The sequence below is a fragment of the Nonomuraea sp. NPDC004580 genome (assembly GCF_040609855.1).
GTDB lineage: Bacteria > Actinomycetota > Actinomycetes > Streptosporangiales > Streptosporangiaceae > Nonomuraea > Nonomuraea salmonea.
In genome coordinates this window covers 1-24,686 of record NZ_JBEXLH010000071.1, presented here as the reverse complement: position 1 = coordinate 24,686, position 24,686 = coordinate 1, and the positions used below count along the sequence as shown (strand labels likewise).

Genomic DNA, 24,686 nt, shown 5'->3' with positions numbered 1-24,686 from the left:
TATGACCGTGTAGTGCAACCGGCGGCCGGTGACGAGGCCCTGGAGAACCACCTGGGTGGGGACGAGGCCAAGAACTACCGGCAGTACGAGTTCGACATGGTCGCCCCGCACGTCGGGCGTTCGATGCTGGAGATCGGCTCGGGTCTGGGGCACTTCGCCGAGCAGTTCCTGCCGCGCCTCGACCGGCTCGTGGTCAGCGACTTCGACCCCTACTGCGTCGAGCAGCTGGAGAAGCGGTTCGTCGACCGCGACGACATCAGCGTCCTGCAGTTCGGCCTGCCGACCGACATCCCGCTTGAGGACAAGGTCGACACGGTCGTCATGATGAACGTCCTGGAGCACATCGAGGAGGACGCCGAGGCGCTGCGCTCGCTGGCGCGCGTCACGCTGCCCGGCGGCCGCATCATCATCTGGGTGCCCGGCTACCCGCAGCTCTACGGCGACTTCGACCGCAAGGTCGGCCACGTGCAGCGCTACACCCCGAAGACGCTCGGCGCCACGGTCGCGAAGGCGGGGCTCGACGTCGAGGTGCTCAAGCCGATCAACTTCCTGGGCGGCATCGCCTGGTGGGCGGCGGTGCGGCGGGGCGGCGTCGGCTATCCCGACCCGCGGCTGGTGAAGATCTACGACCGCACGGTGGTGCCGCTGACGCGGCTGATCGAGCGGTTCGTCCGGCCGCCGTTCGGTCAGACGGTGTTCTGCGTCGCGCGGGTGCCCGTACCGAAGAGCTGAGAACACGTCAGGCCGCCCCCTGGGGTGCCCTGGGGCGGCCTGACGGGCCTACTTGATGGAGCCGGCGGTCAGGCCGCCGACCACCTTCCGCTCGATCAGGGCGAACAGGATGATCACCGGGATGGTGGCGATCACCGAGCCGGCGAACAGGTTCTGCCAGTCCACCTGGTACTGCCCGATGAACGAGTTGAGCGCCACGGGAAGCGGCTGGTTCTCGGGGGTCGTGGTCAGGGTGAGCGCGACCACGAACTCGTTCCACGCGGCGATGAACGTGAAGATCAGCGCGGTGATGACGCCGGGCATGGCCAGCGGCAGCGTGATCCTGAACAGCGCGCCGAAGCGGCCGTTGCCGTCGATGAAGGCGGCCTCCTCCAGCTCACGCGGGATCGAGGAGAAGTACGCGTTCAGGATCCACACCGCGAAGGCGAGGTTGAACCCGCCGTTGACGAGGATCAGCGCCCAGATCGAGTCCACCAGCCCGAACTGGAAGAACTCGCGGTAGATGCCGACCACCATGGCGGTGGGCTGGAACATCTGGGTGATCAGCACGAGGATCAGGAACGCGGTCCGGCCGCGGAAGCGGTGGCGGGCCGAGTAGTACGCGGCGGGCAGCGCGACCAGCAGCACGAGCAGCGTCGAGCCGGCCGCCACCTTGATCGTCACCCACAGGTTGCCGGCCAGGCCGCTGCCCCAGAAGTCGGCGAGGTTGCTCCACACCCATTCCTCGGGCCAGAACGTCACGTCGCGCAGCGACTCCTGTGAGCGCAGCGAGGTCAGCAGCATGACCACGTACGGGAACAGGAAGAGGAAGGCGATGACGTACGCGGTGGCGGCGATGAGGACGGTCTTGAGCCGCGGCATGGCGCTCGCGCCCCGCCCCGTGCGGGCCTGGCGACGCTGCTCGACCGGCGCGGGCATGGTCCTGACGGCCATCACGCCACCTCCTTGTTCCACCGCGACACCTTCAGGAAGATCACGGTGAGCACGATGACCATGCCGAAGTTGACCACGGACATGGCGGCGGACTCACCGATGTCGGAGCCCTTGAGGATGTACATGAAGATCGTCGAGGTGGCCGTGGAGTAGCCGGGCTGCCCGTGGGTCATGGCCCAGATGATCGGGAAGCTGTTGAAGACGTTCATGACGTTGATCAGCGCGGCCACGGTGAGCGCCGGGCGCAGCAGCGGCAGCGTGATCGACCAGTACGTCCGTAGCCGTCCGGCTCCGTCCATCCTGGCGGCCTCGTACACGTCGGCCGGGATGGTGGCGAGTCCGGCGAGCAGCGCGTACGTCGTGAACGGCACCGACACGAACACCGCCACGAAGATCAGCCACGGCATGGCGGTGGAGGCGTCACCGAGCTGGTCGGCCGCGGCCCCGCCCATCGCGTCGATCAACCCGAGTTTCAGCCGGATCTGGTTGATGACGCCGACCTCGGGGTCGAGCATCCACTTGAAGATGATCGCGGTCATCAGCACCGAGGCGGCCCACGGCGCGATGAGCGCCCAGCGGGCGATCTTGCGCAGCGGGAAACGCTGGTTGAACAGCTGGGCCAGGGCGAGCGAGACCAGCACGGTCAGCGCGACGACCGCGACCACCCAGACCACGCTGCGGAGCATGATGTCCGCGAAGTCCTTCTCGGCGAAGAGCTTGTCGTAGTTCGCGAACCCGTTGCCGCCGCGCACCACGCCCAGGCGGCTGATCTCCAGGAATGACGACCTGATCATCTCGATCACGGGCCAGAGCACGACCAGGGCGATCAGCACGATGGCGGGCCCGACCCAGGCGAGGGGTTCGAGGGCGCGCAACCTTCTCATCAGACACCTTTCCAGGACGGTACGGCCGGCGAGCGCCGGCCGTACCCGGGTCCTGCTGGATCAGCCGGCCGCCGCTTCAGCGGTCTTCTGGAGCTCGCCGAGGACCTTGGCGGGGTCGTCCTTGACGGCGCCGCCGATGGTCTGCTTGATGGCGGGGTTCACCTCGGCCCACTTGGGGTCCTGGAAGGGGTAGAAGCTGGCGTTGGGCAGCGCGTCGAGGAACGGCTTGAGCTTCTCGTCGCCGGACAGCTTTTCGATGCCGCCGTTGGTGACGGGCAGCAGCTTGTAGGTGTCGGAGATCTTCTGGGCGGCGTTGCCGGTGTAGAAGAAGTCGAAGAACTTCTTGATCTCGGCGGCGTGGCCGTTCTTGTTGAACGCCATGATCCAGTCCATGACGCCGAGCGTGGTGTCGAGCGGGCCGGTCTTGCCGGGGATGGGCGCGACGCCGTAGTTCTTCAGGCCGGCCGCGTCGAAGATCGGGATGGACATGGGGCCGCCGTTGACCATGCCGACCTTGCCGGCGCCGAAGTCCTCCCAGACCGTCTTGCGGTCCTTGGTGCCGGGGTTGGGGGTGGTCAGGCCGGCGTCGACCAGGCCCTTGAGGTAAGTGAAGGTCTCGACGTTCTGCGGGGAGTCGATCGCCCACTTGCCGGAGGCGTCCTTGTAGCTGCCCCCGTTGCCGAGCATCCACAGGAACGACTCGGCCTGGGCCTCCTCCTGGCCGAGGGGCAGGCCGAACGGCTGCGTCACGCCGGCCGCCTTGAGCTTCTCGGCGGCGGCCTTGAGCTCGTCCCAGGTCTTCGGCGGCTCGGCGATGTTCGCCTTCTCGAACAGGTCCTTGTTGTAGAACAGGGCGCGGGCCGAGGAGACGAACGGGATGCCGTACGCGGTGCCGTCGACCTTGCCGAAGTCGGCGAACTTCTGCAGCATGTCGCCGGAGACGTTCGGCGACAGGACCTCGTCCACCTTGTAGAGCAGGCCGTCCTTGACGAAGCCCGAGTAGTCGCCGGTCTGCAGGATGTCGGGCACCTGGCCGTTCTGGACCATGGTGGCGACCTGCTTGTCGATGTCGTTCCAGTTGATGACCTGGACGTCGACCTTGATGTTGGGGTTGGCCGCCTGGAACTCGTCCACGACGCCCTTCCAGAAGTTCTCACCCGAGTTCGGCTTGCCGGGCCCGTCGCCGTAGTCGGCGGCGACCATCTTCAGCGTGACCTGGCCGTCGCTCGCCTGGGTGTCGCCGCCTCCGCCGCCTGCGTCACCGCCGCCGCAACTGGACAGGACCAGCATCGTGGCAAGGCCGAGAGCGGCGCCGCCCACAAGCTTGATGTTCACTGGAGATACCGCCTTCTCGTCGGACGGGTCGAGCTGGTCCGTACCAGTTCGGCCGACCCAGCCCAGGGGGGATGTGACACGCGAGTTCCGGCTTGCCCGCGTTTGCGTCAGCGTAAGCCTGAGCTAAGCGGCCGGTCTATACCGGTCCGTCTCGTTTTTGCAACACCTCACGAAAGGAGCGATCACATCCGGTCTAGACCGGATGTCAGAGGATCTTCCTCCGTACGCTCTCCCCGCCCTCCGGCGTGCCGATCGACGGGCCCTCGATCGACGGGTCGAGGATGCCCTCCTCCAGGAACGTGTAGCGGCCGTCGAGCACGTATCCGGCCAGGCGTACGTCCTGGGTGTCGCTGTTGTCCCAGAGCCTGGCGAACAGCGCGTCCACCCGGCGCCTGGCCTGGTGGCAGAAGGTGTCGGCCAGCTCGTACGGCCGCCGCCCCAGGTCGCGCGAATCCTCCTCGGCCTTGAGGCAGGCGGCGGTCATGGCGTACAGCTCGGCGCCGATGTCGACGATCCGGCCCAGGAACGACTGCTTGTGCTCCAGGCCGCCCTGCCACCGGGACATGCCGTAGAAGGTGGACCTGGCCAGTTTCCTGCTGATCCGCTCCACGAAACGCAGGTGGCCGGCGAGTGGGCCGAATGCGGCGTACGAGGTGGGCAGGTTGCCCGTCCCCGCGACCAGCGTGGGCAGCCAGGTGGCGTAGAAGCGGCCGGCCCTGCGCAGCGCCTGGGCGCGTTCCTGGCGGCTCGCGTCCGGGTTGACCAGCTCGCCCGCGGCGGTCAGGTGGGCGTCCACGGCCTCGCGGGTGATGGCCAGGCGCATGATCTCCGACGAGCCCTCGAAGATGCGGTTGATACGGGAGTCGCGCAGCATCTGCTCGGCGGGCACGCCGCGCTCGCCCCGCGCGGCCAGCGACGCGGCCGTCTCGTAGCCGCGCCCGCCGCGCATCTGGACCAGCTCGTCGAGCACCCGGTACGACAGCTCCGAGGCGTACAGCTTGGCCAGCGCCGCCTCGATCCTGATGTCGTTGCGCCGGTCGTCGGCCAGCCGGCCGGTCAGCTCGCAGACGGCCTCCAGCGCGTACGCGGTGGCCGCGATGAACGCGACCTTGGTGGCGACGGCCTCGTGCCGCCCGACCTCGCGGCCCCACTGCACGCGCGCGCTGCCCCACTCCCGGGCGATCTTCACGGCCCACTTGGCGTTGCCCGCGCAGGTGGCCGGCAGGGACAGGCGGCCGGTGTTGAGCGTGGTGAGCGCGATCTTGAGCCCTTCGCCCTCCTTGCCGATGAGGTTCCTGGCGGGCACTCTGACCTGGGAGAAGACGGTGACGCCGTTCTCGATGCCGCGCAGGCCCATGAACTCGTTGCGTCGCTTGACCGTGATGCCAGGCGTGTCGGCCTCGACGACGAACGCGCTGATCTTCTTGCCGGTCCTGGCCATGACCACCAGCAGGTCGGCGATGACGCCGTTGGTCGTCCACAGTTTGACGCCGTCGAGCACGTACTCGTCGCCGTCGCGGACGGCGGTGGTGGCCAGGCGGGCCGGGTCGGAGCCGACGTCGGGCTCGGTCAGCAGGAACGCGGAGATCTCGCCGGCCGCGCACCTCGGCAGGAACTCGCGCTTCTGCTCCTCGGTGCCGAACAGCTTGAGCGGCTGCGGCACGCCGATCGACTGGTGCGCCGACAGCAGCGTGGCCAGCGCGGGGCAGTAGGAGCCGACGAGCATGAGGGCGCGGCAGTAGTACAGGTACGGCAGCCCGAGCCCGCCGTACTCCTCCTTGATCGTCATGCCGAACGCGCCGAGCTGCGCGAGGCCCTTGACCACGTCGTCGGGCACCTGCGCGGTGCGCTCGATGAGCACCGGGTCGACGTGCGCGTCGAGGAAGCGGCGCAGCGCCCTGACGAAGTCCTCGCCCCGCTTGGCCGCCTCGTCGGGCGGCGTCGGGGCCGGATGCACCAGGTCCAGCCGGTAGTCGCCGAGGAAGAGCTGCTTGGCGAAGCTGGGGTGCGTCCACTCCTTCTCGCGTGCCTGCTCGCCGACCTCCCGGGACTCCCTGTACTCAGCGTGCTCGGTCATGGCACCTCCGGACGTCGCGCCGTCTTGTGCTCATGGGTACTGCCCGCCGAGACGGCGCCCTGTCGCCGTTATAGCCCGATTTTGAGGGAACGGCGAGTATTCAGCCGCCGTACGGCGAGCGCGAGCAGCGCCAGCACGGCGGGCACCACGAGGTAGGCGCCGCAGAAGGCCAGCCCGGCCAGCGACATCCCCGTGCCCACCACGGCCGTGGTCCTGAGCCGGCCGCGCGGCAGCATGCGCACCGCCGCCGCCACTCCCGCCGCCGTGACCGCGGCCAGGCACGCCGAGGTCGCCCGCATGAGCAGGTCGAGATCCACCGCCCAGACCAGCACGGGCACGCTCAGCACGAGCACCAGCCCGAGACTCCGGTACGGCGTCTCGCCCGGCGCCCCTCCCCTGGCGAACCAGACCGGCAGCGCCCCGTCCGCCGCCAGCGCCGCGCCCAGCCTGGCCGCCCCCGCGATGTAGGTGTTGACCGCCCCGAACGACAGCAGCACCGCCAGCACGCCCGTGACCGGCCTCGACGCCGGGCCGAGCCCGCTCTCCAGCATGGCGGTCAGCGGCACGCCCGGCATGTCGGCGCCGAGCACGGCGACCGAGATGACGGAGACGCCCGCGTACAGCAGGCCGATCACCACGAGCGTCACGACCGTGGCCCTGACCAGCACCCGCCCGCCGCCCGCGAACTCGGCCGACAGGTGGCTCGCGGCCTCCCAGCCGACGAACGCGAACATCAGCACCCCGGCCGCGCCCGCCACGCCGGCGGCGCCGTACGGGGCGAAGGGGGTGAAGTTGGCCGCGTCGGCATGCGGTGCGGCGCTCACCACGGCCGTGACCAGCACCGCGACGAGCAGGACGACCATGCAGAGCTGCAGCCCGCCCGAGGTGCGCAGGCCGGCGGCGTTGGCGGCGAACGCGGCGGCCAGGATCAGGCAGGCGGCGAGGGTCGCGTCCACGCCCAGGCAGGCTTCGACGTACTGGCCGCCGACCAGGGCGCCCGCGACGGTGCCGATCGGCACGGCGCCGTAGAACCACCAGCCGGCCACGGCCGAGGCGGACCGGCCGAACGCCAGCCCGACCACCGCGGCCACCCCGCCGCCTCCGGGATAGCGGGCGCCGAGCGCGGCGAACGTCAGCGCGACGGGCACGCTCAGCGCGAGCATGCCCGCCCAGGCCAGCACGGAGGCGGGCCCCGCCGCGGCTGCGGCGAGGTGCGGCAGCACCAGCATGCCGGGTCCCAGCACGGCGCCCACGAGCAGCGCCGTGCCTTGTACGGCTCCCATTCGTCCACTCATATGCCGGAAGCTAATGCAGGCATTCGGTCATGAGCATGCGCCTCCGAACGTTCGGCCGGAAAGGCTGGCAGTGTGGAGTCATGGACGAACTTGATTCGGCGATCGTACGGCTGCTCCAAACGGATGCGCGGCAGTCGAACCGCGAACTGGCCAGGCAGCTCGGCATCGCCCCCTCCACCTGCCTCGAACGCGTCCGCTCGCTGACCCGCCGCGGCGTGATCCGCGGCTACCACGCCGACATCGACCCCGCCGCGCTCAACCGCGGCGTCCAGGCCATGGTCTCGGTCCAGGTGCGGCCGCTCAGCCGGGCGGTGATCAACGCCTTCCAGACCTCGGCGGCCGAGATGCCGGAGGTGCTGAGCGTGTTCGTGCTGGCAGGAGGCGACGACTTCCTGCTGCACGTGGCGGTGCAGGACCTCGACCACCTGCACGCGTTCCTGCTCGACCGGCTCAGCAAGCGCAAGGAGATCGTCGGCTTCCGTACGTCGGTGGTGTTCCAGCAGGTGCAGAAGGTGGCGCCGGAGCCGCTGCCCGCGCCGTGAAAAGGCGGGGGTAGGATCCTGAACTCTTTGTGAATCACCGGTGAAAGGGGTCTCCGGGTGTCATGGCCGTCTCCTGACCAGGACAGGCTCTATTTCGACCAGATCATGCGGCAGACGGAGGACGCGATGCGCCACCTCCGTACCGCGAAACAGCTCATCGGTCAGGTCGCGGGCACCGGCGTGGCCGCCGACGGGTTCATCAAGGTGACGGCCGGCGCGGGAGGCACGCTGAGCGGCATCGACCTCGACCCGCGCCTGCTCCGCCTGCCGCCCGCGGTCATCGGCCGTGAGCTGACCAAGGCGGTCCGGGCCGCGCAGGACGACGCCGAGCGGCGGTCGCGGGAGATCGTGGACGAGGCCGCCCCCTACGTCGAGGCCCTGCCCGAGCCGCTGGACGAGACGTTCGTCCGGCGGCGCGTGGACGCGGCGATGCGCGATCTGCTCGCGGGAGACCGGTGATGTCCGGCTACGCGATCGATCCGCGCAACATCCGGCCTCAGGACGTCGAACGTGCTGCCGAGCAGGCGTTTCAGGCCGAGGCCGCGCTCGACGACGTGGACCGGCTGCTGGCGGAGGTCGTCGGCACGGGTCAGGCGAAGGGCGTGGGCGCCGTCGTGGACGCCGAGGGGCGGGTGGCGGAGATCACGCTCGGGCCGCAGGCGCTGCGCGAGGGGACCGACGGGCTGCGCGATGCGGTCTTCGCCGCCGTGGGCGCCGCGCAGGAGCATGCCCGGCTCCAGGCCGATGAGCTGCTGCGCGAGCACCTGCGGCAGGCCGTGCCCGGGCTCGCGGTGGATGTGGCCGAGCTCCGGCGGCGCCTCGGGAGTCTGCTGGAAAGTAATCACATAAGCCACGAAGGTTGATTACAGTCCCAACCATGCAGTACGGGGTTGAAATCGCCAAAGAGGCGTACACGGAGCAGGCCAGGCGCCTGCAGACACACGGGGACGACTACGCGGCGGCGGCTGAGCGGCTGCGCGAGCGAGGGGGTAGGTGGGGGGACGACGGTCTCTTCGCGGAGATCGAGATGGCCTGGATCGAGTGCCGGCTGGCCATGCTGGAGGCCGTGCCCGGCATCGGCGGGCACATCGGCGGGGTGAGCGCGGGCATGCGTCTCGTCCCGCAGAACGTCACGGCAGGTGAGCAGGCCAGCGTGATGCAGGATCCGGCGGCATGGCGATAACGCTCCCCCCGCAACTCGACGCGACGTTGGAACTGGCCGGTCTGTGGTTCCCCAACATCGACGAGGACGAGATCCACGCCGACGCCGACGCGGCCCGCATCGTGCAGGCGTACACGGCCCAGGAGGGCGCGAACGCCGACGCCACCGTACGCGGGGCCGCCGGGCTCCACCGGGGCGACTCCGGCGTCGCGCTGCAGAGCGCGTGGGACGCCAGCGACACCGCCAACGGGCACCTGGCGCAGGCCACGGCCGCGACGCGGATCGCGCCCGCGGCGCTCGACGGCCTGGGGTACGTCGTGACCGGCACCAAGGTCGCGGTCGGCACGATCGCGGCCGTCGGCACCGTACGGCTGCTCTACGCCCTGATGGCCGGCGGGCCCGCGGCCGGGCTCACCACGACCGCGACCCTGCTCGCGATCAGGCGAGCAGGCACCAAGGTCCTGCGCGAGGCCGCCGAGGGCACCGGCCGCCACATGGCACCCGCGCTGACCAGGCGGGCCACCGCTCCGCTGCGCGACATCCTGAGCCGCCTCCGCCCACCGGGCCCGCCCGGCAGCCCGGCGCTCGCCGGCGCGGGCCGGCTGCCCGGCGGCCGGGTGCCCGTCGATCCCAAGAGCTTCGACCGCAATCCGGGCATCCTGCAGATCCGCAGGAAGAAGAAGAGCGATGGAGGGGGCGGCGGCTGGAGCCGGAACTCTCCGGCCAGCTTCGACAACAACGCGCAGCGCATGCACGGCAGGTTGCCGTCGAGCAACGACGTGGGCAAGATGTCGCCGGAGCAGGCTGCCGAGGCGGCGAAACAGGTCAAGGACAGCATCCTGACACGGAAGATGAACGAGGCCAGGCTCGGCAAGGACGCCGGGCATCAGGCGCGGCTGAGGGACGAGCAGAAACTCCTGGAAGAGCTCGAACGCAAGGCCAACGAGGGGAAGTAGCTCGAGATGCACACACAGACGGGCGACGACCTGATGGCGCGCATCCTCGCCCGGCCCGCCGACGACGAGGTCAGGGGGCGGCTGACCAACGACCTGCTCAACGAGCTGTTCGACGGCTACCCGGTCGACAACCTGCGCGCCCTGCTGCACAGCGGTGACGACGACGCCGTGCAGACCGGGTCCTGGCTGCTGTCGGAGCTGGGCGAGCAGGCAGCGTCCCTGCTCGACGAGGCGCCTGCGCTGCTCGCCCACCCGCGGCGTCAGGTGCGCTTCTTCGCCGTCGAGTTCGTGCTCCTCGCCGCGGAGGAGCAGAAGGACGCGGCCGTCCTCGCCCAGGCCATCACGCTGAGCCGCGACCCCGACACCGCCATCCGGTGGAAGGTGCTGCACTTCCTGGCGATGGCCCCGACCGAGCAGCTCATGCTCGGGCTCTCCCAGCTCGCCGACCCCGAGCTGGGGCGATACACGGCGGCGCTGGTCGCCGCCGACAGCGGGGAGCCGGACCCGGGCGAGGTGGTGGCCGGGCTGGACAGTGACGACCCGATGGCCCGGCTGTTCGCCGCGGCGACCGCCACGCGCATGGCCGAGGAGGACCCGGCGCTGCTGCGCCACGCCGCCAGGACACGCGACGAGGAGGTCAGCTCGTTCGCCCAATGGCAACTCCGCCGCTTCGAGAACTAGCCGCCCCCGCCCGGCCCGATGGGGGCGGACCCCGAACCAGGCGGGCGGGGGATAAATCGGTTGCACGCGCTTCCAGCACGCCCGTAGCCTCTTGGACATGCGCCTTTACCTGTAATTCGCGAGAGAGCGACCTGTCCCACCGTCCACCCAGTGACGCGGCAGTCATGTTCGCCCGCCGGCTCCATGCATCGTCGAGCCGCGTTGCCGAATTACGTGAAGGAGCCTTTCATGCGTGCTCGTGCCAACAGGAACCACCGCCCGCACCTGCCCGTGGTGCGGCCGATGCCCAAGATGCCGCAGCGGCCGATCATGCCGCCGCGCCGCATCCCGCCCAAGGGGCGATGAAGACAACTACCGGGATGGGTAGTTAGGCGGGCGCCGCCTCCCCCGTTACGCCCGGAGGCGGCGCTCGCGCCCTTTGCTAGAGCCGTTCGATGATGGTGACGTTGGCCTGACCGCCGCCCTCGCACATCGTCTGCAGGCCGTAACGGCCGCCCGTGCGCTCGAGCTCGTGCAGCAGCTTGGTCATCAGGATCGCGCCCGTGCCGCCCAGCGGGTGGCCGAGCGCGATGGCGCCGCCGTTGGGGTTGACCCTGTCGGGGTCGGCGTCGAGCTCCTTCATCCAGGCCAGCGGCACCGGGGCGAACGCCTCGTTGATCTCCACCACGTCGATGTCGCCCATCGACATGCCGGCCTTCTTCAGCGCCCGCCGCGTGGCGGGGATCGGCGCGGTCAGCATGTAGACCGGGTCGTCGCCCATGAGCGCGAGCTGGTGGATGCGGGCCCTCGGGGTCAGGCCGTGGTCGCGTACGGCCTGCTCGGAGGCGATGAGCACGGCGCCGGAGCCGTCGGAGATCTGCGAGGACGTGGCCGCGGTGATCTGGCCGCCCTCCTTCAGCGTCTTCAGCGCGGCCATCTTCTCCAGCGTCGTGTCGGGCCTCGGGCCCTCGTCGTCCTCGACGCCGTTGACGGGCTCGATCTGGTCCTTGAAGTAGCCGTTGGCGATGGCCTTGGCCGCCCGCTGGTGGGACTCGAACGCGTACTGCTCCAGCACCTCGCGGCTGAAGCCCCACTTCTCGCACATCAGCTCGGCGCCGCGGAACTGCGAGATCTCCTGCTTGCCGTAACGCTCGACCCACTTGTCGCCGAACGGGAACGGCATGCCCGCGTCGAGCGCCGCCTTGATCGAGGAGCCCATGGGCACGATGCTCATCGACTCGACGCCGGCCGCCACCACGAGGTCCTGCGTGCCGGACAGCACGCCCTGCGCGGCGAAGTGGATGGACTGCTGCGAGGAGCCGCACTGCCGGTCGATGGTGACGCCGGCGGTGGTCTCGGGCAGCCCCGCCGACAACCAGGCATTCCGCGCGATGTCCATGCTCTGGGGGCCGAACTGCATGACGCACCCCATGATGACGTCCTCGACCGCCTCGGGGTCGACGCCGGTGCGGTCGATCAGCGCCTTGAGGGTGTGCGCGGCCAGGTCAGTGGGGTGGACGGTGGACAGGCCACCCTTCTTCTTGCCGACCGGGGTTCGAACCGCCCCGACGATGTACGCCTCTGCCACAGTGCCTCCTGGGAACCGAGCATTATTCGGTTACTAGGGGCAGCGTACAACAGAACGTCATTCGGCCGCAGGTCGCTCCGGCGCCACGAGGTCCTCCGCCGCGTCGATCCTGAACCGCCACCGGTCGACCGCGATGCCGTTGAGCGCCTCGGACAGCTCAAGCGCCAGCGCGCCCAGCTTGACCGGCTCGGCGCCGCGCAGCTCGATCGCCGTCAGCTCGGTGGCGAACGGCAGCAGCTCCTGCACGGCCGGAGGCTGGCCCGCCTGGGGCACCAGCACGGCCCTGATGTCGCCCGCCGTGAACGCCGGGCCCTCCTCCTCGGGCGCGAGCAGGGGCGCCAGCTCCTCGGGCGACGGGCGTACCGGAAGGATCACCGCGGGGCCGCCCTCGTCGTCGTCGGCCGGATCGCTCACCACGCCCCGGCACACCGCGAGCCCGCCCAGCCGGAACGCCAGGCCCTCGGCGAGGAAGCGGTCGAAGAAGTCGAGCGGCAGCGGCCCCTCCGCGACCACCCGGACCGCCCACACCTTCTCCAGCACCCCGCCGGTCAGCTCGGGCTCCGCCTCGACCGGCGCGCACACCCGCACGTCGGTCGCCACGACGTCGTCACCGTCGAGCCGCGCCCCCGGGTCTGCCAGCTGGACCAGCCGCAGCAGCTCCGCCTGAGCCGGTCTCGCGGGAACGGCCGCCGTCGGGCCAGTTCGCAGTCTCCGCTTCGCCATCCAGCCCATGCCAGCCTCCGCGCTCAGCTTCGATAGGAGCCCGTCATCGTCGCATAGACGATGAGGTTGTCGGTGTAGTGCCCGGTCGTGCGATCGTAGGTGCCACTGCAGGTGATCAGGTGGAGCTGGGCGTCGTCCCGAGCCCCGTAGACGCGCTGGGTCGGGAACGTCTTCTTGCTCGCCTGCTCCACCCCACCGACCGTGAACACCGCGGTCGTCTTGTCCTGGCGCTTGACCTCGATCGTATCGCCGTTCTTGATCTCCTTGAGCCGGGCGAACACCGCCGGGCCCGTACGCGTGTCCACGTGCCCCAGCAGCACCGCGGGGCCCGCCTCGCCCGGCGTGGACATGTTGCGGTACCAGCCCGCCAGGTTCCTGTTGTTCGGCGGCGGGACCTCGATCGTGCCATCCCTGCGCAGGCCCACCGACTTGATCGGCGCCTTCACCCCGAGCCGCTTGATGATGATCTGCACCGGCGTCGAGGGCAGCATCGGAGGCGCCGCCTTGATCTGCGGCAGCGGGGGCGGGACGTTCGCCGGGGCCTGGAAGTACGCCTGCTCGGGCTGGCCGGTGTTCTTCGGCTGCGCCTGCAGGCCCAGGCTGTCGCGGCTGCTGCTCTGCAGGCCGTACTCGGCCGGGGAGCGCAGCACGATCAGCAGACCCGCCACGACCGTCGCCACCCCGGCGATGGCCGCCACGATGAGCACCGTCCGCAGCGCCGTGCTCCCCTTGTGCTCGGGCGGGGGCACGGGAGCCTGGGGGGCGCCGCCGTACGGGTAGTAGCCGGACACCGCGGATCAGCTCCTGATCGAACGCCGGCGCATGACCAGCCCGCCCACGGCGGCCGCCGCCACCAGCGCCGTGCCCGTCAGGATGAACAGCCGGCCGTCAGGCCCCGCCATACCACCCGCACCGGTGTCCGCGCCCGCCTTGGGGGTCTGGGACTTCCTGGTGGGGGTGCTGGACGAACGCGTGGTGCTCGGCGTGACCGTCACCGTCGCGGTGTGCGTCGTGGTCGGACGAGGGGTGGTCGTCGTGGGGCTGGGGCTGGGGCTCGTCGTGCCGTTGCCGACGGTGAACTTGAACTGCTTGAGTCCCGTCGTCGGTGCGGTGCACTTGAGCGCCGGCGCCGTGGCCGAGGTGCCGAACGCTAGGTCGCCGGCCGTCAGCGTGACCTCGCCCGTGGTGGTGGGCTTGATTTTGATCGTCACGCTGGGGAGGGTCGTGAGAGGGCTGCCCGCGGTCGGGGCCGTGATCGCCGCCTCACCGGTCGCCGTCGCCGGGACGCCCGCGCCACTCCCCTTGATCGTCGCGAACATCTTCGCGCCCGTCGTCGGGAAGCCCGTCGGCAGCTCCAGCTGGTCACCGGTCGTCTGGATGGTGCCGGCCCAGGTGACAGAGGCGTCCGCGTTGGCGGTGGCGGAGGTGGGCGGCGTCAGAACGACCTTGATCTCGGGCTTGATGGCCTCATAGCTGGTGTCGGTCGAGGTGCTGGGCACATCACAGCTGTACTCAACGACGTCGGTGCCCGTGTTGCCCCCGCCGCCGGTACCGATCGTGACATCTAGTGCTACGTCGGAATCGGTGGTGCAGTTGACAGCGGTATTAGGAGCGCTTGCGAGAGCCAGCTTCAAGGGACCGGGCTTGACGCTGACCTTGGTCCCAGTCGCGGCTGCCGTGATCTTGTAGGTGACGTTGCCTTGCGGTGCAGAGGTGGCACTGGCGGCAACCTGCGCACCGTCCTTGGCCCCAGCGTCTGTCACGGTGCCACCGGTTGGCTGCAGCGTCAGCGTGGCCTGCACCCTTGTGGCGGCGGTCGGAACATTCGCCGTGGCGATCGTCAGCGGCGGAATGCTCACCGTCAGATCGAAGGTCTGACCTGCGGTGACCGAGTCCTGCGCAGTGAGGCTGACCTGGATCGACGTATTCGTGAATGGCGCGCCACCACTACACGAGTAGGTGTACTGCTTGGTCGCGGCCGAGGCTGTGCCGGGTGTTGCGATGATGAAGATGGAGCAAACGAAGAGCGCGAGCGTGCCCGCGAGCCCCAATGCGGACGTCTTCTGGGCGAGGCGGCGCCCCACCTGGGACATAAGCACGGGTCCTTCTCCGTTTCACAGCGGTGTCAACAGTCGTGCCAGAATTCCAGCCGATGGTCACGGTCAGGTAGAGATCCTACGAACTGTCTCTGTCAACTTCCCGTAAACCGGCAAATTCACCCCAATTTTCCCACACTCAGCCCTTCTTCTTGGACAGCGTCGCGTACACGACGATGTTGTCCGTGTAGTGGTGGGTCGTCTTGTTGTAGACGCCACCGCAGGTGATGAGCCTGAGCTGGGCGTTGCTGGTGTTGCCGTACACGCGCTTGGTCGGGAACGCGTTCTTGCCGGCTTGTTCGATCCCGCTGACCGTGAAGCGGGTGACCTTCCCGTCCGACCGGTAGACGTAGATGTGGTCGCCCTTGGCCAGTTCCCGGAGGCGGTCGAAGACGGCGGGGCCAGAGCGAGTGGTGACGTGGCCGTTGATGATCGCGGGGCCCGTCTCGCCGGGGACCGGTGAGTGCTTGTACCAGCCGGTCGTGTTGGGCTTGCTGAGCGGCGGCGTCCCGAGCACACCCTTCTTGCTGACCGTGACCGCGCCGATGGGGGCGTTCACCTTGATCTTGGGGATCTTGATGCGGGTCGGCCGCGCCTGGGCGGTCTTGGTCTTGGGCTTCGGGATCGCGGGCACGACCGGCGCCGCGGCCAGCGGGGGCGGCGCGTCCAGGCGGGCCGGGGTCAGGGGCACGTTCTTGCCGCCGGGGCCGACGGTCGGCGGGAGCACGAACGCGCCCGCGTTCGCCACCTCCACCGTCGTCGGCTCCGCCTGCGCCACCGCGCGCGGCTCGGAGCCGTCGTCCACGGGCGGCGCCAGCGACAGCAGGCTCACCATCACCAGGCCGACGCCGCCGAGCGAGCCGGCGATGAGCAGGCCGGGCAGGGCCCGCTGCATCGGGGTCTTCTGCTCGGTCATCGCTTACGCACCTCCCGCGTGCGCGGCCCGCCGCCGTCGCATCAGTAACCCACCGCCTGCGCTTCCCATCGCCACGACCATTCCGGTGGCCATCAGCCCGTACGGCGGCCGGTCCTCGTCCGGCGCGACCCCGGTCTCGACGCCGCCGCTGGGGGTCTTGGCGACCTGGGCCCGGTAGTACTTGGTGGCGGTCGGTCCTGTGGGCTTGGGGCTGGTCGTGGTGCTGCTCGACGTCTGGGGCACCACGATCACGTTCTCGCCCCCGATCGTCCCGACGTCGTTGCCGCCCGGACCAGGGTCATTGGGGTTGTTCGGGTTGTTGGGATCCTCACCCGGGTCCTCCCCCGGGTCGGTCGGGTCTTCGGTGGGATCGTCGGTCGGGTCGTCCGTGGGGTCCTCGGTCGGACCGGAGATGTCGACGTCGATGGCACCGGGGTCGTGCTGGAGCTCGCACTCGGCCTGCTCGTGCTGCGGCGGCTCAGGGATGTCGCCGGTGAACACCTGGAAGGCGTCCAGATAGGCGGGCTTGTTCTCGGTGTTGGTGACGATGACGGTGTGGGGGCCGTAGTCGAGCTGCGGCGAGGTCCAGAGCACCTGCTGCGTCTCGGTGCCGGTCATGGGGTTGCCCGCGCGGTCCTGGCCGGGGTGGATGAGCTGCTCGGTGGCGGGCTTGCCGTCGATGAGCACCTTTACCGGGCCGAGGTCCTGCTCGCGCCGACCGATGTAGGCGACCTTGGTGCCGACGAAGTCCAGCCTCGCGGTGGCGCCCCAGCCGCTGGTCTTCTCGATGTCGTTCTTGTAGTCGTCGTAGCGATTGCCGGTGTACTCCGTGGTCCACGGGCCGTTGTACTTGACCTCAGGAACCGAGTTGTTCACCATCACCTCGCCCTCGGCGGGCGTGAAACGGACCATCAGTTTGCCGGGCTTGAAGCGGATGGTCCCGGTGCGGCTGATCGAGGCGTCGTCGGAGAGTCCTTCGGGCAGGTCGAGGTAGTCGCCGGGCACCAGCTCGTCCTGCGGCTGCCCGCCCCTCGGCCGGAGCTGGCCGGTCCAGGCGCCGCTGATGTCCACGGTGCCCTCAAGGTCGAGCGACGACCCTTCGGGGAAGAAGCCGGGCGAGCCGAACCGCTGCACGCTCGTGTACTTCATGTCCCAGCGCACGTTCATGGTGCCCGACTCGACCTGCGGCGTCATACGAGCTTCGAGGTCGACGCCGGCGCCGGCGATGCCGCCCGTACAGCGGTACTTCATCACCAGCGAGGACGCGGCCTGGCCGGGAATCGACGACGTCGCGACGAATGCGGCCGTTGCCGCTAAGCTCACCGATCCGGCGATCAATACCTTGCGCCACCGACTCACGGAGACTCCGATCACCCACAAATAGACCGAGGGTAGATCTTAAGGCGGGAAACACCCGCAACACATACGGATTCCCGCTTCTCCCGGCACTTGTGATGAACCCGTGTCCAGCCCCTCCACCAGCCCCGCGAAACCGGGTATACGTGGCGGTAACAGAATGCAATTCTGCCCCTGGAGGCGTTCGATGGAGCGAGATCTCTTCGGCGAGGAGCACCTGCTCTTCCGCGAGACCGTGCGCGAGTTCATGGCCCGCGAGGTCGTGCCGCACCACGCCCAGTGGGAGAAGGACGGCATCGTCCCGCGCGAGGTCTGGAAGAAGGCCGGAGAGCTGGGCATGTTCGGCTTCTCGGTGCCGGAGGAGCACGGCGGCGCGGGCGTCAGGGACTTCCGCTTCAACGCGGTCATCGTCGAGGAGATCATGCGGCACGGCGCGAGCGGCCTCGGCTTCTCGCTGCACAACGACGTCATGGCCCCGTACGTCGTCGATCTGACCGACGACGAGCAGAAGCAGCGCTGGCTGCCCGGCTTCGTCAGCGGCGAGCTGATCACCGCGATCGCCATGAGCGAGCCGGGGGCCGGCAGCGACCTGCAGGGCATCAGGACCACGGCGGCCCGCGACGGCGACCACTACGTGCTCAACGGGCAGAAGACGTTCATCACGAACGGCATCAACGCCGACCTCGTCGTCGTGGTGGCCAAGACCGACCAGGAGGCGGGCGCGCGCGGCATCACGCTGGTCGTGGTGGAGCGCGGCATGGAGGGCTTCGGGCGCGGCAGGAACCTGGACAAGGTCGGCATGAAGGCGCAGGACACGGCCGAGCTGTTCTTCGACAACGTACGGGTGCCCGTCGCGAACCGCCTCGGCCCCAAGGACGGCGAGGGCTTCTTCCAGCTCATGAACAACCTGCCGCAGGAGCGCCTGTCGATCGCGGTGGCGGCGGTGGCCGCGGCGGAGGCGGTGCTGGAGGAGACGATCGAATACTGCAAGACCCGCCAGGCGTTCGGCCGCAGCATCGGCTCGTTCCAGAACACCCGCTTCGTCCTCGCCGAGCTGGCCACCGAGACGGAGATCGCCCGCCACTACGTGGACAGGTGCATCGTCGCGCTGAACGCCGGCCGGCTCACCGCCGTGGACGCCGCCAAGGCCAAGTGGTGGACCACCGAGCTGCAGACCAAGGTCATCGACCGCTGCCTGCAGCTGCACGGCGGCTACGGCTACATGACGGAGTACCCGGTCGCGAAGGCGTGGCTGGACAGCCGCGTCCAGACGATCTACGGCGGCACCACCGAGATCATGAAGGAGATCATCGGCCGATCCTTCGGATTCTGACGCGTTAAGCGCGACAAACGAGATTCCGCCGCATACTGGGCACTATGGACAGCGGCCTGATCCTCCTGGTCTTCCTGGCGTTGCTGTTCGCCTGGGGCCTCAACCGCGTGCGCCGGGCGATCAGGCTCGGCCCCGTCGGCTACGCCGGCGTGATGATCGTGTTCGTCCTGGTCATGCTGCTGCTCTGGGGCCAGACGAAGGTCTGAGGGGACCTCTCGGGGCCCGGCCGAGGCGAATGGTAAAACCGTAGCGGGTATCGTCCTGACGCCGAGGAGCAGCCGATGTCGCTCGCCCCCGAGTTCCACGCCCCCGGCCCCGATGTGTTCGAGTTCCCGCCCTTATGGGCGGGCGCGCCCTTCTGGCTCACGAAACCGGTCCTGCTCGCCGTGCTGAGCGCCCTGGTGGTGTGCGCGCTGGCCTGGGGCGCCTTCGCCCGGCCGCAGCTCGTCCCGAGGGGCCTGCAGAACGCCGGCGAGTACGCCTACTCCTTCGTCCGCGAGCAGATCGCCCGCCCGTTCCTCGGCAAGGACTCCGACCGCTGGATGCCGCTGCTGCTGAGCATGTTCGCGCTCATCCTGGTCTGGAACGTCATGGGCGTCGTGCCGGGCGTGCACTTCTCGGTGACCTCCCACATCGCCTTCCCGGCGGTGCTGGCGATCATCGCCTACGTGATCAAGCTCTACATGGGCTTCAAGCACCAGGGCTTCGTCGGCTTCTTCAAGAACTCGTTGTTCCCGCCCGGCCTGCCGCGCTTCCTGGCGATCGTCCTCTATGCCCCGCTCGAGCTCGTCTACATCTTCGTCACCTCGTTCTTCACCCACGCCGTGCGGCTGTTCGCGAACATGTTCGCCGGCCACATGGTGCTGGCGTTCTTCTCGGCGGTCGGCTTCTGGTTCCTGTTCGAGCAGCCGACCTTGCTGGGCGCGCCCATCGGCGTCGCCGCGGTGCTGATGACGATCGTGATGACCGCGCTGGAGATCTTCATCCAGTTCCTGCAGGCGTACCTGTTCGCCATGCTCGCCGCGATGTACATCGGCAACGCGATGGACCCCGCTCACTAACCCTGCAGGATGACCCTGGCCACCAGCTCGGGGTCGTCGCTCATGGGCACGTGGCCGCAGCCCTTGAGCAGCTTGACCCGCCGGCCCGACCAGCGCGCCGCGCGTACGGCCTGGCGGCGCAGCAGCAGCCGGTCGTGCTCGCCCCACGCGATCGTGACGGGCGTCTTGGGCGGCGCGGGCGGCATCAGCCCGCCGAACGACTCCAGCGTCTCGTCGAACCCGGTCGAGCCGGCCAGCGCCTCGGTGGCGGCGATCAGGGCGGCGGGGTCGAGCCTGGAGGGGCGGGCGACCAGGACGCCGGCGGAGACCGTACGCAGACGGGAGTTCTCGGCCGTACGCGCGAGCTGCTCGGGCGGCAGCGACCTGGCCGTGGCCCTGAGCCCCCGCAGCACCGCCTGGCAGTAGAGCAGCTCGGGGCGGGACCAGAACCCGGCGGGAGACAGCGCGGTGGCCGTCCGGACGACGCCGCGCGCGGCCAGCTCAAGGGCGATGTAGCCGCCCAGCGAGTTGCCCGCGACGTGCGGCTCGCGCACGCCGAGCAGCGCGCAGCACGACTCCACCGCGTCCGCCAGCGACTCGGCGGTGTAAGGGATGCCGTCGGGCAGGCCGGGCGAGGCCCCGAACCCGGGCAGGTCGAGCGCGATCACCGTACGGGCGGCGGCCAGCCGGTCGAGCACCGGCAGCCAGCCCTGCCAATGGTGACCGATGCCGTGGATGAGGATCAGCGGCTCGCCGGAACCCCGTCGTTCGAAGGCCAGGTCCATTGCGCCAGTAGAACATCACCTGCCGCGCGTGGGAATCTCGAACCAGACGGCTTTGCCTTCCCTGGTGGGACGCGATCCCCAACGCCTGGCGAGCTGGTCGACCAGGTAAAGGCCGCGCCCGCCCTCGTCGTTCTCCCCCGCGCTGCGGATGCGGGGCAGCCGCAGGTCCTGGTCGAACACCTCGACCCAGACCGACTCCTCGCCCCTGCGCAGCCGCAGCGTGAACTCCTTGTCGCCGACGGCCTCCTCTTCGAGGCCCGGCATGTCCCAGGACTCCTCGAACGGCAGCGGCGGCCCCTCGACGACCAGTTCCCTGCGCGGCACCCCAGCGGCGGCGGCGTGCAGCACCACGTTGGTGACGACCTCGGAGACCAGCAGGCAGGCCAGCTCGGCCCGCTCCTCGGGGACGTTCCAGCTCGAGAACGCCTCGGCGGCCATCCGCCGCGCCTCGCCCACCATGATCGGCTGGGCCGGGAAGGTGCGGGCCTCGACGTCGAGGTCGACGTCGCTGGAGCGGACCACGAGGATCGCCATGTCGTCGTCGATCTCGCCGGGCACCGCGACCGTGGCGGCGTCGGCGATGCGCTCGACCTCGGCGCCGGACACCTTGGTCAGCTCCGCGCACAGCGTGCCGAGCGTCTCCTCCTCGCTCGGCATGCTGCCGTCGCGACCGGGACGGCGATCGACCAGGCCGTCGGTGTAGAGCAGCAGCGCGGCGCCGGGCGGGAGGGAGACCGTCTCCTCCTTGTAGACGAGGTCGGCGTGCAGGCCCTTGGCGCGTACGCCGAGGGGCTGGCCGACCTCCTCGATCTCCAGCTCGCGGCACTCGCCGTCGACCAGCAGCAGCGGCGGCGCGTGCCCGGCGTTGGCGAACGACAGCTGGCGCGACCAGGCGTCGTAGACCAAATATTGGCAGGTGACGATCGGCGGGATGCTGACCTCGCCGCCCTTGTCGTCCTGCTCGGGGGTGGCGATGATGCGGGTCCACTCGTCGAGCCTGGCGAGGATGTCGGCCGGCGACTTGTCGTCTTGGGCGAAGGCCCGCAGCGCGGCCCTGAGCTGGCCCATGATGGCCGCCGCCTTGGCGCCCCTGCCCTCGACGTCGCCGATCACGATGCCGACGCGGCCCGCGGACAGCGGGATGACGTCGTACCAGTCGCCGCCGACCTGGGTCTGGATGCCCTGGCCGTGGGAGGCGAGCGGCGCGGCCGGGTAGTAGCGCACGGCGATCTGCAGGCCGTCGAGCTGCGGCAGCGCCCGCGGCAGCAGGTATTTCTGGAACGACTCCGCCGTGTGGCGCTCCTCTTCGAACAGCAGCGCGTTGTCGATGGCGAGCGCGACCCTGGTGGCGATGGCGCCCACGAAGTCACGGTCGAAGGCGTCGTAGTGGGGGCTGCGGCGGTCGGTGAGGTTGGACAGGCCGAGGTACATCAGGCCCAGCGTCTCGCCCCGCACCAGCAGCGGCGCCACGATGGCGGAGGTCATGCCGATCTCACCGCACAGCCGCGCGCTGCCCTCGTGGGGGGCCGGGTAGCGGCTGCCGGCGAAGTCTTCGACCAGGATCGTCTCCTGGCGGCGGAGCGCGGTGTCGGCGTAGTGGCCGGAGGGGTAGCGGATCTCCGCGCCCACCGGCTTCCATGTTCCCGACGGGGGCGCCCACCCCTGTACGTGCTGAGAGACCCGGCGGACGAGCCGGTCACCCTCCATCAGCTCGATGAAGCAGTGGTCGGCGAACTGCGGCACGAGCATCTCGGCGACCCGCTTGAGCGTCTCCTCGACGTAGAGGGAGCCCGCGAGCCGCTCACCGATGCGCTCGAGCAGCCCGAAGCGGTCCTTCTCCCGCTCGTTGCTGCGCAGCGCCTCTCTGGCGGTCATGACGATGCCGGTCACCGACCCCGAGGGGTGGCGCAGCGGCACCGCCTGGGCCCGGACGTAGACGATCGTGCCGTCGCCGCGCCGGACGTCGAACGTGCCCTCCCACACGCCGCCCTTGAGCACGTGCTTGGCCAGCTCGATGGCGAGCGGGTGGTCCTTCTCCATGATCCCGAGGGACAGGCCGGACGAATCACGCGACGACTTGACCGGCCCGCCGAACAGCTTCTCGGCGAACGGGTTCCAATAGAGGAGATTGCTGAAACGGTCGGTGACGACCACCGCCATCTCGGCCTGGTCGAGCACCGACCCGGCAGCCAGGTGATCGGCCGCTTCTTGTGACAGATCCCCCCAACGCTTCATCCGGAGACCACTCCTCGGGGTGGCGTGTCTGCAAGACGGACCACGGGCGCTCCTGCAACAGTCTTGGCCAGGGGAGAGTGGAGGGCCTCCCTAGAGGGATTCAACCAAGTAGCCGCGCGCGCGTCAGCGCTTGGAGACAAAAACGTGCGCGGCGATATCGCGGGGGAGTTCCGCAGGAGTCTCGTTCGCGTCACCGTCACCTGTCACCCGTACACCGTCGTCGCTCGCCGCGAGCGTCACCTCGCGTCCGGGTTGTATCCCAACTTGCTTGAGTTTAAGCATCACAGCGGGATCGCTTTGCACTTGTTCGCTGATTCGGCGCACGACGACCGGAGTGTCGCGGCTGCCGGCCAGCTCGCACATCGTCGTGAGCAGGTCGGCGCCGCTCTCGACCGGCTCGCGCGCGCCCAGCTCGGCGAGGCCCGGGATCGGGTTGCCGTGCGGGCAGACGGTCGGGTTGTCGAGCAGCGTCACCAGCCGCGACTCGACGGACTCCGACATGACGTGCTCCCACCGGCATGCCTCGATGTGCACCTCTTCCCAGGGCAGGCCGATGACCTGGGTGAGCAGGCACTCGGCGAGCCGGTGCTTGCGCATGACGCGGGTGGCGAGCGTGCGGCCGAGGTCGGTCATCGACAGGTGACGGTCACCTTCGACGCGGACCAGGCCGTCGCGCTCCATGCGGGCGACGGTCTGGCTGACGGTGGGGCCGCTCTGCTGGAGACGCTCTGCGATGCGCGCCCGAAGGGGGACGATGCCCTCTTCTTCGAGCTCGTAAATCGTGCGGAGATACATCTCCGTGGTATCGATCAGGCCGTGTGCGGTCAAGGCTCCTCCCAACTGCATGGTACGCCGGTCGTGGCAGGGACTGAGCCCGTCAACCTCGGGCACAGGAATCAACAGGAACCCTATGGGGAGAACGACCGACGATGGTTAAGGACGGCAACAACGGGGCGGCCTCGTTCGTTCCCGACCGGCTCGACCTCGCCTCCCTGCGTACGGCGGCGGCCGGTTGTGAGGGCTGCGACCTCTATCGCGACGCCACGCGGACGGTGTTCGGCGAGGGGCCTGAACGGGCGAGATTCATGCTGGTCGGCGAGCAGCCGGGCGATCAGGAGGACAAACGCGGACACCCCTTCGTGGGGCCCGCCGGCCGGGTCCTGGACCGGGGGCTGGAGGAGGCCGGGATCGCGCGGGACGAGGTCTATCTGACGAACGCGGTCAAGCACTTCTCCTTCACGCCCAGAGGCAAGCGGCGCATCCACCAGAAGCCGACGGCGGCCGAGATCGACGCCTGCCATCCGTGGCTGGACGCCGAGCTGGCCGTGGTGCGGCCCGAGGTGGTGGTCGTGCTGGGGGCGACGGCGGCCAGGGCGCTGCTCGGGCCCTCGTTCCGGGTGACCCGGCACCGGGGCGAGGCGGTGCCGCTCGGGGAGGCGGTGGCGGTCGCCACGGTGCATCCGTCGGCGGTGCTGCGGGCGCCGGATCGCGACGCGGCGTACGCGGAGTTCCTGGCGGATCTGAAGGCCGCCGCGCACGCCGCCTGACACCGGGGCCCTGATCGGGCCCGGGAGCCCTCTGACGGCGCTCTCACGACCGCCCAGGCGGTGCGGTGATCTCACCGGGCGCGGTAATTGCGGAAGCCGGACACCGACAGGCCGACGATCAGGACGGTGACCGCGCAGGCGAGGCCGCCGCCCACCCAGGCGCCGGTCAGCCCGAACGCGGTCGCGGTGGCGCCGGCCCGCAGCTCGCCCAGGCGCGGGCCGCCGGCCACGACGACCATGAAGACGCCCTGCAGCCGTCCCCGCATCTCGTCGGGCGCGTACAGCTGCAGGATGGACTGCCGCCAGACCGAGGAGATGACGTCGGCGACGCCGCCGACGGCCATGAGCAGCACCACCAGCCAGAGGTCGTGCACGAGCCCGGCGCCCGCCACCGCGAGATCGCTGATGTGAAATTGGTTAGTGGTCGTAGGCGGTCAGGGACCGTTTCACCGGTGCGTCGGTGTTCCAGTTGTGCCAGATTGCGGCGTTGA

At 69.6% G+C, this 24,686-nt stretch carries 26 protein-coding genes; 11 read left to right on the top strand and 15 right to left on the bottom strand.

All coding sequences use genetic code 11. From position 1 onward, the window contains the following. Window positions 1-12 precede the first annotated feature (12 nt). Window positions 13-732: a methyltransferase domain-containing protein gene (locus tag ABZW11_RS40230; protein ID WP_355429689.1), complete on the top strand. Its 720-nt coding sequence runs from the start codon at window positions 13-15 to the stop codon at window positions 730-732. A gap of 48 nt (window positions 733-780) precedes the next feature. Here the strand turns inward: ABZW11_RS40230 and ABZW11_RS40225 are convergent, their stop codons facing one another. The 5 genes from ABZW11_RS40225 to ABZW11_RS40205 form a co-directional block, all read right to left on the bottom strand. Beyond that, window positions 781-1,665: a carbohydrate ABC transporter permease gene (locus tag ABZW11_RS40225; RefSeq protein ID WP_355429686.1), complete on the bottom strand. Its 885-nt coding sequence runs from the start codon at window positions 1,663-1,665 to the stop codon at window positions 781-783. After that, a complete protein-coding gene (locus ABZW11_RS40220; RefSeq protein WP_355429683.1) occupies window positions 1,665-2,549 on the bottom strand; it encodes a sugar ABC transporter permease in 885 nt (294 codons plus the stop codon). Before ABZW11_RS40220 ends, ABZW11_RS40225 begins: the two co-directional genes overlap by 1 nt. A gap of 60 nt (window positions 2,550-2,609) precedes the next feature. Further along, the gene (locus tag ABZW11_RS40215) at window positions 2,610-3,884 is read right to left on the bottom strand and encodes an extracellular solute-binding protein (protein WP_355429680.1); all 1,275 of its coding nucleotides are present in this window, start codon (window positions 3,882-3,884) and stop codon (window positions 2,610-2,612) included. 205 nt (window positions 3,885-4,089) lie between these two features. Beyond that, window positions 4,090-5,961 carry an acyl-CoA dehydrogenase family protein gene (locus ABZW11_RS40210; RefSeq protein ID WP_355429677.1) on the bottom strand — a complete coding sequence of 624 codons (1,872 nt, stop codon included), beginning with the start codon at window positions 5,959-5,961 and terminating at the stop codon, window positions 4,090-4,092. 68 nt (window positions 5,962-6,029) lie between these two features. Then, complete coding sequence (locus ABZW11_RS40205) at window positions 6,030-7,256, bottom strand: amino acid permease (RefSeq protein WP_355429674.1); 1,227 nt, start codon at window positions 7,254-7,256, stop codon at window positions 6,030-6,032. Window positions 7,257-7,336: 80 nt separating this feature from the next. Here ABZW11_RS40205 and ABZW11_RS40200 point away from each other — a divergent pair, with 80 nt between their 5' ends. From ABZW11_RS40200 to ABZW11_RS40175, 6 genes are read left to right on the top strand one after another with little or no spacing between them, the layout of a single operon-like run. Then, complete coding sequence (locus ABZW11_RS40200; RefSeq protein ID WP_355429672.1) at window positions 7,337-7,798, top strand: Lrp/AsnC family transcriptional regulator; 462 nt, start codon at window positions 7,337-7,339, stop codon at window positions 7,796-7,798. A gap of 57 nt (window positions 7,799-7,855) precedes the next feature. Further along, window positions 7,856-8,257 (top strand): YbaB/EbfC family nucleoid-associated protein, encoded by a 402-nt coding sequence (locus ABZW11_RS40195; protein WP_355429669.1) that lies wholly within the window; start codon window positions 7,856-7,858, stop codon window positions 8,255-8,257. After that, window positions 8,257-8,661: a YbaB/EbfC family nucleoid-associated protein gene (locus ABZW11_RS40190; RefSeq protein WP_355429666.1), complete on the top strand. Its 405-nt coding sequence runs from the start codon at window positions 8,257-8,259 to the stop codon at window positions 8,659-8,661. Before ABZW11_RS40195 ends, ABZW11_RS40190 begins: the two co-directional genes overlap by 1 nt. Before the next feature lie 14 nt (window positions 8,662-8,675). Beyond that, entirely contained in the window at window positions 8,676-8,981 is a 306-nt protein-coding gene (locus ABZW11_RS40185; protein ID WP_355429663.1) for a hypothetical protein, read from the top strand. Beyond that, a complete protein-coding gene (locus tag ABZW11_RS40180; protein ID WP_355429660.1) occupies window positions 8,972-9,916 on the top strand; it encodes a hypothetical protein in 945 nt (314 codons plus the stop codon). The genes ABZW11_RS40185 and ABZW11_RS40180 overlap by 10 nt, the downstream gene beginning before the upstream one ends. A gap of 6 nt (window positions 9,917-9,922) precedes the next feature. Continuing rightward, window positions 9,923-10,597 carry a hypothetical protein gene (locus ABZW11_RS40175; RefSeq protein ID WP_355429658.1) on the top strand — a complete coding sequence of 225 codons (675 nt, stop codon included), beginning with the start codon at window positions 9,923-9,925 and terminating at the stop codon, window positions 10,595-10,597. Between the two features lie 421 nt (window positions 10,598-11,018). On the opposite strand, the gene ABZW11_RS40170 is transcribed toward ABZW11_RS40175, so the two are convergent. From ABZW11_RS40170 to ABZW11_RS40145, 6 genes are all read right to left on the bottom strand, one after another. Continuing rightward, entirely contained in the window at window positions 11,019-12,164 is a 1,146-nt protein-coding gene (locus tag ABZW11_RS40170; RefSeq protein ID WP_355429656.1) for an acetyl-CoA C-acetyltransferase, read from the bottom strand. Between the two features lie 57 nt (window positions 12,165-12,221). Then, window positions 12,222-12,887, bottom strand: a complete 666-nt coding sequence (locus ABZW11_RS40165; RefSeq protein ID WP_355429654.1) for a hypothetical protein — start codon at window positions 12,885-12,887, stop codon at window positions 12,222-12,224. A gap of 23 nt (window positions 12,888-12,910) precedes the next feature. Next, window positions 12,911-13,678 (bottom strand): class F sortase, encoded by a 768-nt coding sequence (locus ABZW11_RS40160; protein ID WP_355429651.1) that lies wholly within the window; start codon window positions 13,676-13,678, stop codon window positions 12,911-12,913. A 6-nt stretch (window positions 13,679-13,684) separates the two neighbouring features. Next, a complete protein-coding gene (locus ABZW11_RS40155) occupies window positions 13,685-14,980 on the bottom strand; it encodes a hypothetical protein (RefSeq protein WP_355429648.1) in 1,296 nt (431 codons plus the stop codon). Between the two features lie 142 nt (window positions 14,981-15,122). Next, window positions 15,123-15,899: a class F sortase gene (locus ABZW11_RS40150; protein ID WP_355429646.1), complete on the bottom strand. Its 777-nt coding sequence runs from the start codon at window positions 15,897-15,899 to the stop codon at window positions 15,123-15,125. Window positions 15,900-15,902: 3 nt separating this feature from the next. Beyond that, window positions 15,903-17,222 carry a hypothetical protein gene (locus tag ABZW11_RS40145; protein WP_355429643.1) on the bottom strand — a complete coding sequence of 440 codons (1,320 nt, stop codon included), beginning with the start codon at window positions 17,220-17,222 and terminating at the stop codon, window positions 15,903-15,905. A 220-nt stretch (window positions 17,223-17,442) separates the two neighbouring features. On the opposite strand from ABZW11_RS40145, the gene ABZW11_RS40140 reads away from it, so the two are divergent. The 3 genes from ABZW11_RS40140 (at window position 17,443) to atpB (ending at window position 19,649) form a co-directional block, all read left to right on the top strand. After that, a complete protein-coding gene (locus ABZW11_RS40140) occupies window positions 17,443-18,588 on the top strand; it encodes an acyl-CoA dehydrogenase family protein (RefSeq protein WP_355429641.1) in 1,146 nt (381 codons plus the stop codon). Between the two features lie 44 nt (window positions 18,589-18,632). Then, window positions 18,633-18,794: a hypothetical protein gene (locus tag ABZW11_RS40135; RefSeq protein ID WP_355429638.1), complete on the top strand. Its 162-nt coding sequence runs from the start codon at window positions 18,633-18,635 to the stop codon at window positions 18,792-18,794. 75 nt (window positions 18,795-18,869) lie between these two features. Continuing rightward, window positions 18,870-19,649: a F0F1 ATP synthase subunit A gene (gene atpB / locus ABZW11_RS40130; protein WP_355429635.1), complete on the top strand. Its 780-nt coding sequence runs from the start codon at window positions 18,870-18,872 to the stop codon at window positions 19,647-19,649. Here the strand turns inward: atpB and ABZW11_RS40125 are convergent. From ABZW11_RS40125 to ABZW11_RS40115, 3 genes are all read right to left on the bottom strand, one after another. Beyond that, entirely contained in the window at window positions 19,646-20,413 is a 768-nt protein-coding gene (locus ABZW11_RS40125) for an alpha/beta fold hydrolase (RefSeq protein WP_355429632.1), read from the bottom strand. The genes atpB and ABZW11_RS40125 overlap by 4 nt on opposite strands. A gap of 15 nt (window positions 20,414-20,428) precedes the next feature. Then, window positions 20,429-22,648 carry a SpoIIE family protein phosphatase gene (locus tag ABZW11_RS40120; protein ID WP_355429630.1) on the bottom strand — a complete coding sequence of 740 codons (2,220 nt, stop codon included), beginning with the start codon at window positions 22,646-22,648 and terminating at the stop codon, window positions 20,429-20,431. A 123-nt stretch (window positions 22,649-22,771) separates the two neighbouring features. Continuing rightward, window positions 22,772-23,476 (bottom strand): metal-dependent transcriptional regulator, encoded by a 705-nt coding sequence (locus tag ABZW11_RS40115; protein ID WP_355429627.1) that lies wholly within the window; start codon window positions 23,474-23,476, stop codon window positions 22,772-22,774. Between the two features lie 101 nt (window positions 23,477-23,577). Here ABZW11_RS40115 and ABZW11_RS40110 point away from each other — a divergent pair, with 101 nt between their 5' ends. Then, window positions 23,578-24,195, top strand: a complete 618-nt coding sequence (locus tag ABZW11_RS40110) for a UdgX family uracil-DNA binding protein (RefSeq protein ID WP_355429623.1) — start codon at window positions 23,578-23,580, stop codon at window positions 24,193-24,195. Window positions 24,196-24,266: 71 nt separating this feature from the next. On the opposite strand, the gene ABZW11_RS40105 is transcribed toward ABZW11_RS40110, so the two are convergent. Then, entirely contained in the window at window positions 24,267-24,587 is a 321-nt protein-coding gene (locus ABZW11_RS40105; RefSeq protein ID WP_355429620.1) for a hypothetical protein, read from the bottom strand. Window positions 24,588-24,686 lie beyond the last annotated feature (99 nt).

Excerpts from the sequence above, each read along its gene's own strand:
- ABZW11_RS40220 (WP_355429683.1), bottom strand. The coding sequence starts at position 2,549 with ATGAGAAGGTTGCGCGCCCTCGAACCCCTCGCCTGGGTCGGGCCCGCC.
- ABZW11_RS40155 (WP_355429648.1), bottom strand. The coding sequence starts at position 14,980 with ATGTCCCAGGTGGGGCGCCGCCTCGCCCAGAAGACGTCCGCATTGGGG.
- ABZW11_RS40165 (WP_355429654.1), bottom strand. The coding sequence starts at position 12,887 with ATGGCGAAGCGGAGACTGCGAACTGGCCCGACGGCGGCCGTTCCCGCG.
- ABZW11_RS40140 (WP_355429641.1), top strand. The coding sequence starts at position 17,443 with ATGGAGCGAGATCTCTTCGGCGAGGAGCACCTGCTCTTCCGCGAGACC.
- ABZW11_RS40125 (WP_355429632.1), bottom strand. The coding sequence starts at position 20,413 with ATGGACCTGGCCTTCGAACGACGGGGTTCCGGCGAGCCGCTGATCCTC.
- ABZW11_RS40110 (WP_355429623.1), top strand. The coding sequence starts at position 23,578 with ATGGTTAAGGACGGCAACAACGGGGCGGCCTCGTTCGTTCCCGACCGG.
- ABZW11_RS40210 (WP_355429677.1), bottom strand. The coding sequence starts at position 5,961 with ATGACCGAGCACGCTGAGTACAGGGAGTCCCGGGAGGTCGGCGAGCAG.
- ABZW11_RS40190 (WP_355429666.1), top strand. The coding sequence starts at position 8,257 with ATGTCCGGCTACGCGATCGATCCGCGCAACATCCGGCCTCAGGACGTC.
- ABZW11_RS40175 (WP_355429658.1), top strand. The coding sequence starts at position 9,923 with ATGCACACACAGACGGGCGACGACCTGATGGCGCGCATCCTCGCCCGG.
- ABZW11_RS40185 (WP_355429663.1), top strand. The coding sequence starts at position 8,676 with ATGCAGTACGGGGTTGAAATCGCCAAAGAGGCGTACACGGAGCAGGCC.
- ABZW11_RS40120 (WP_355429630.1), bottom strand. The coding sequence starts at position 22,648 with ATGAAGCGTTGGGGGGATCTGTCACAAGAAGCGGCCGATCACCTGGCT.
- ABZW11_RS40180 (WP_355429660.1), top strand. The coding sequence starts at position 8,972 with ATGGCGATAACGCTCCCCCCGCAACTCGACGCGACGTTGGAACTGGCC.
- atpB (WP_355429635.1), top strand. The coding sequence starts at position 18,870 with ATGTCGCTCGCCCCCGAGTTCCACGCCCCCGGCCCCGATGTGTTCGAG.
- ABZW11_RS40135 (WP_355429638.1), top strand. The coding sequence starts at position 18,633 with ATGGACAGCGGCCTGATCCTCCTGGTCTTCCTGGCGTTGCTGTTCGCC.
- ABZW11_RS40200 (WP_355429672.1), top strand. The coding sequence starts at position 7,337 with ATGGACGAACTTGATTCGGCGATCGTACGGCTGCTCCAAACGGATGCG.
- ABZW11_RS40205 (WP_355429674.1), bottom strand. The coding sequence starts at position 7,256 with ATGAGTGGACGAATGGGAGCCGTACAAGGCACGGCGCTGCTCGTGGGC.
- ABZW11_RS40225 (WP_355429686.1), bottom strand. The coding sequence starts at position 1,665 with ATGGCCGTCAGGACCATGCCCGCGCCGGTCGAGCAGCGTCGCCAGGCC.
- ABZW11_RS40150 (WP_355429646.1), bottom strand. The coding sequence starts at position 15,899 with ATGACCGAGCAGAAGACCCCGATGCAGCGGGCCCTGCCCGGCCTGCTC.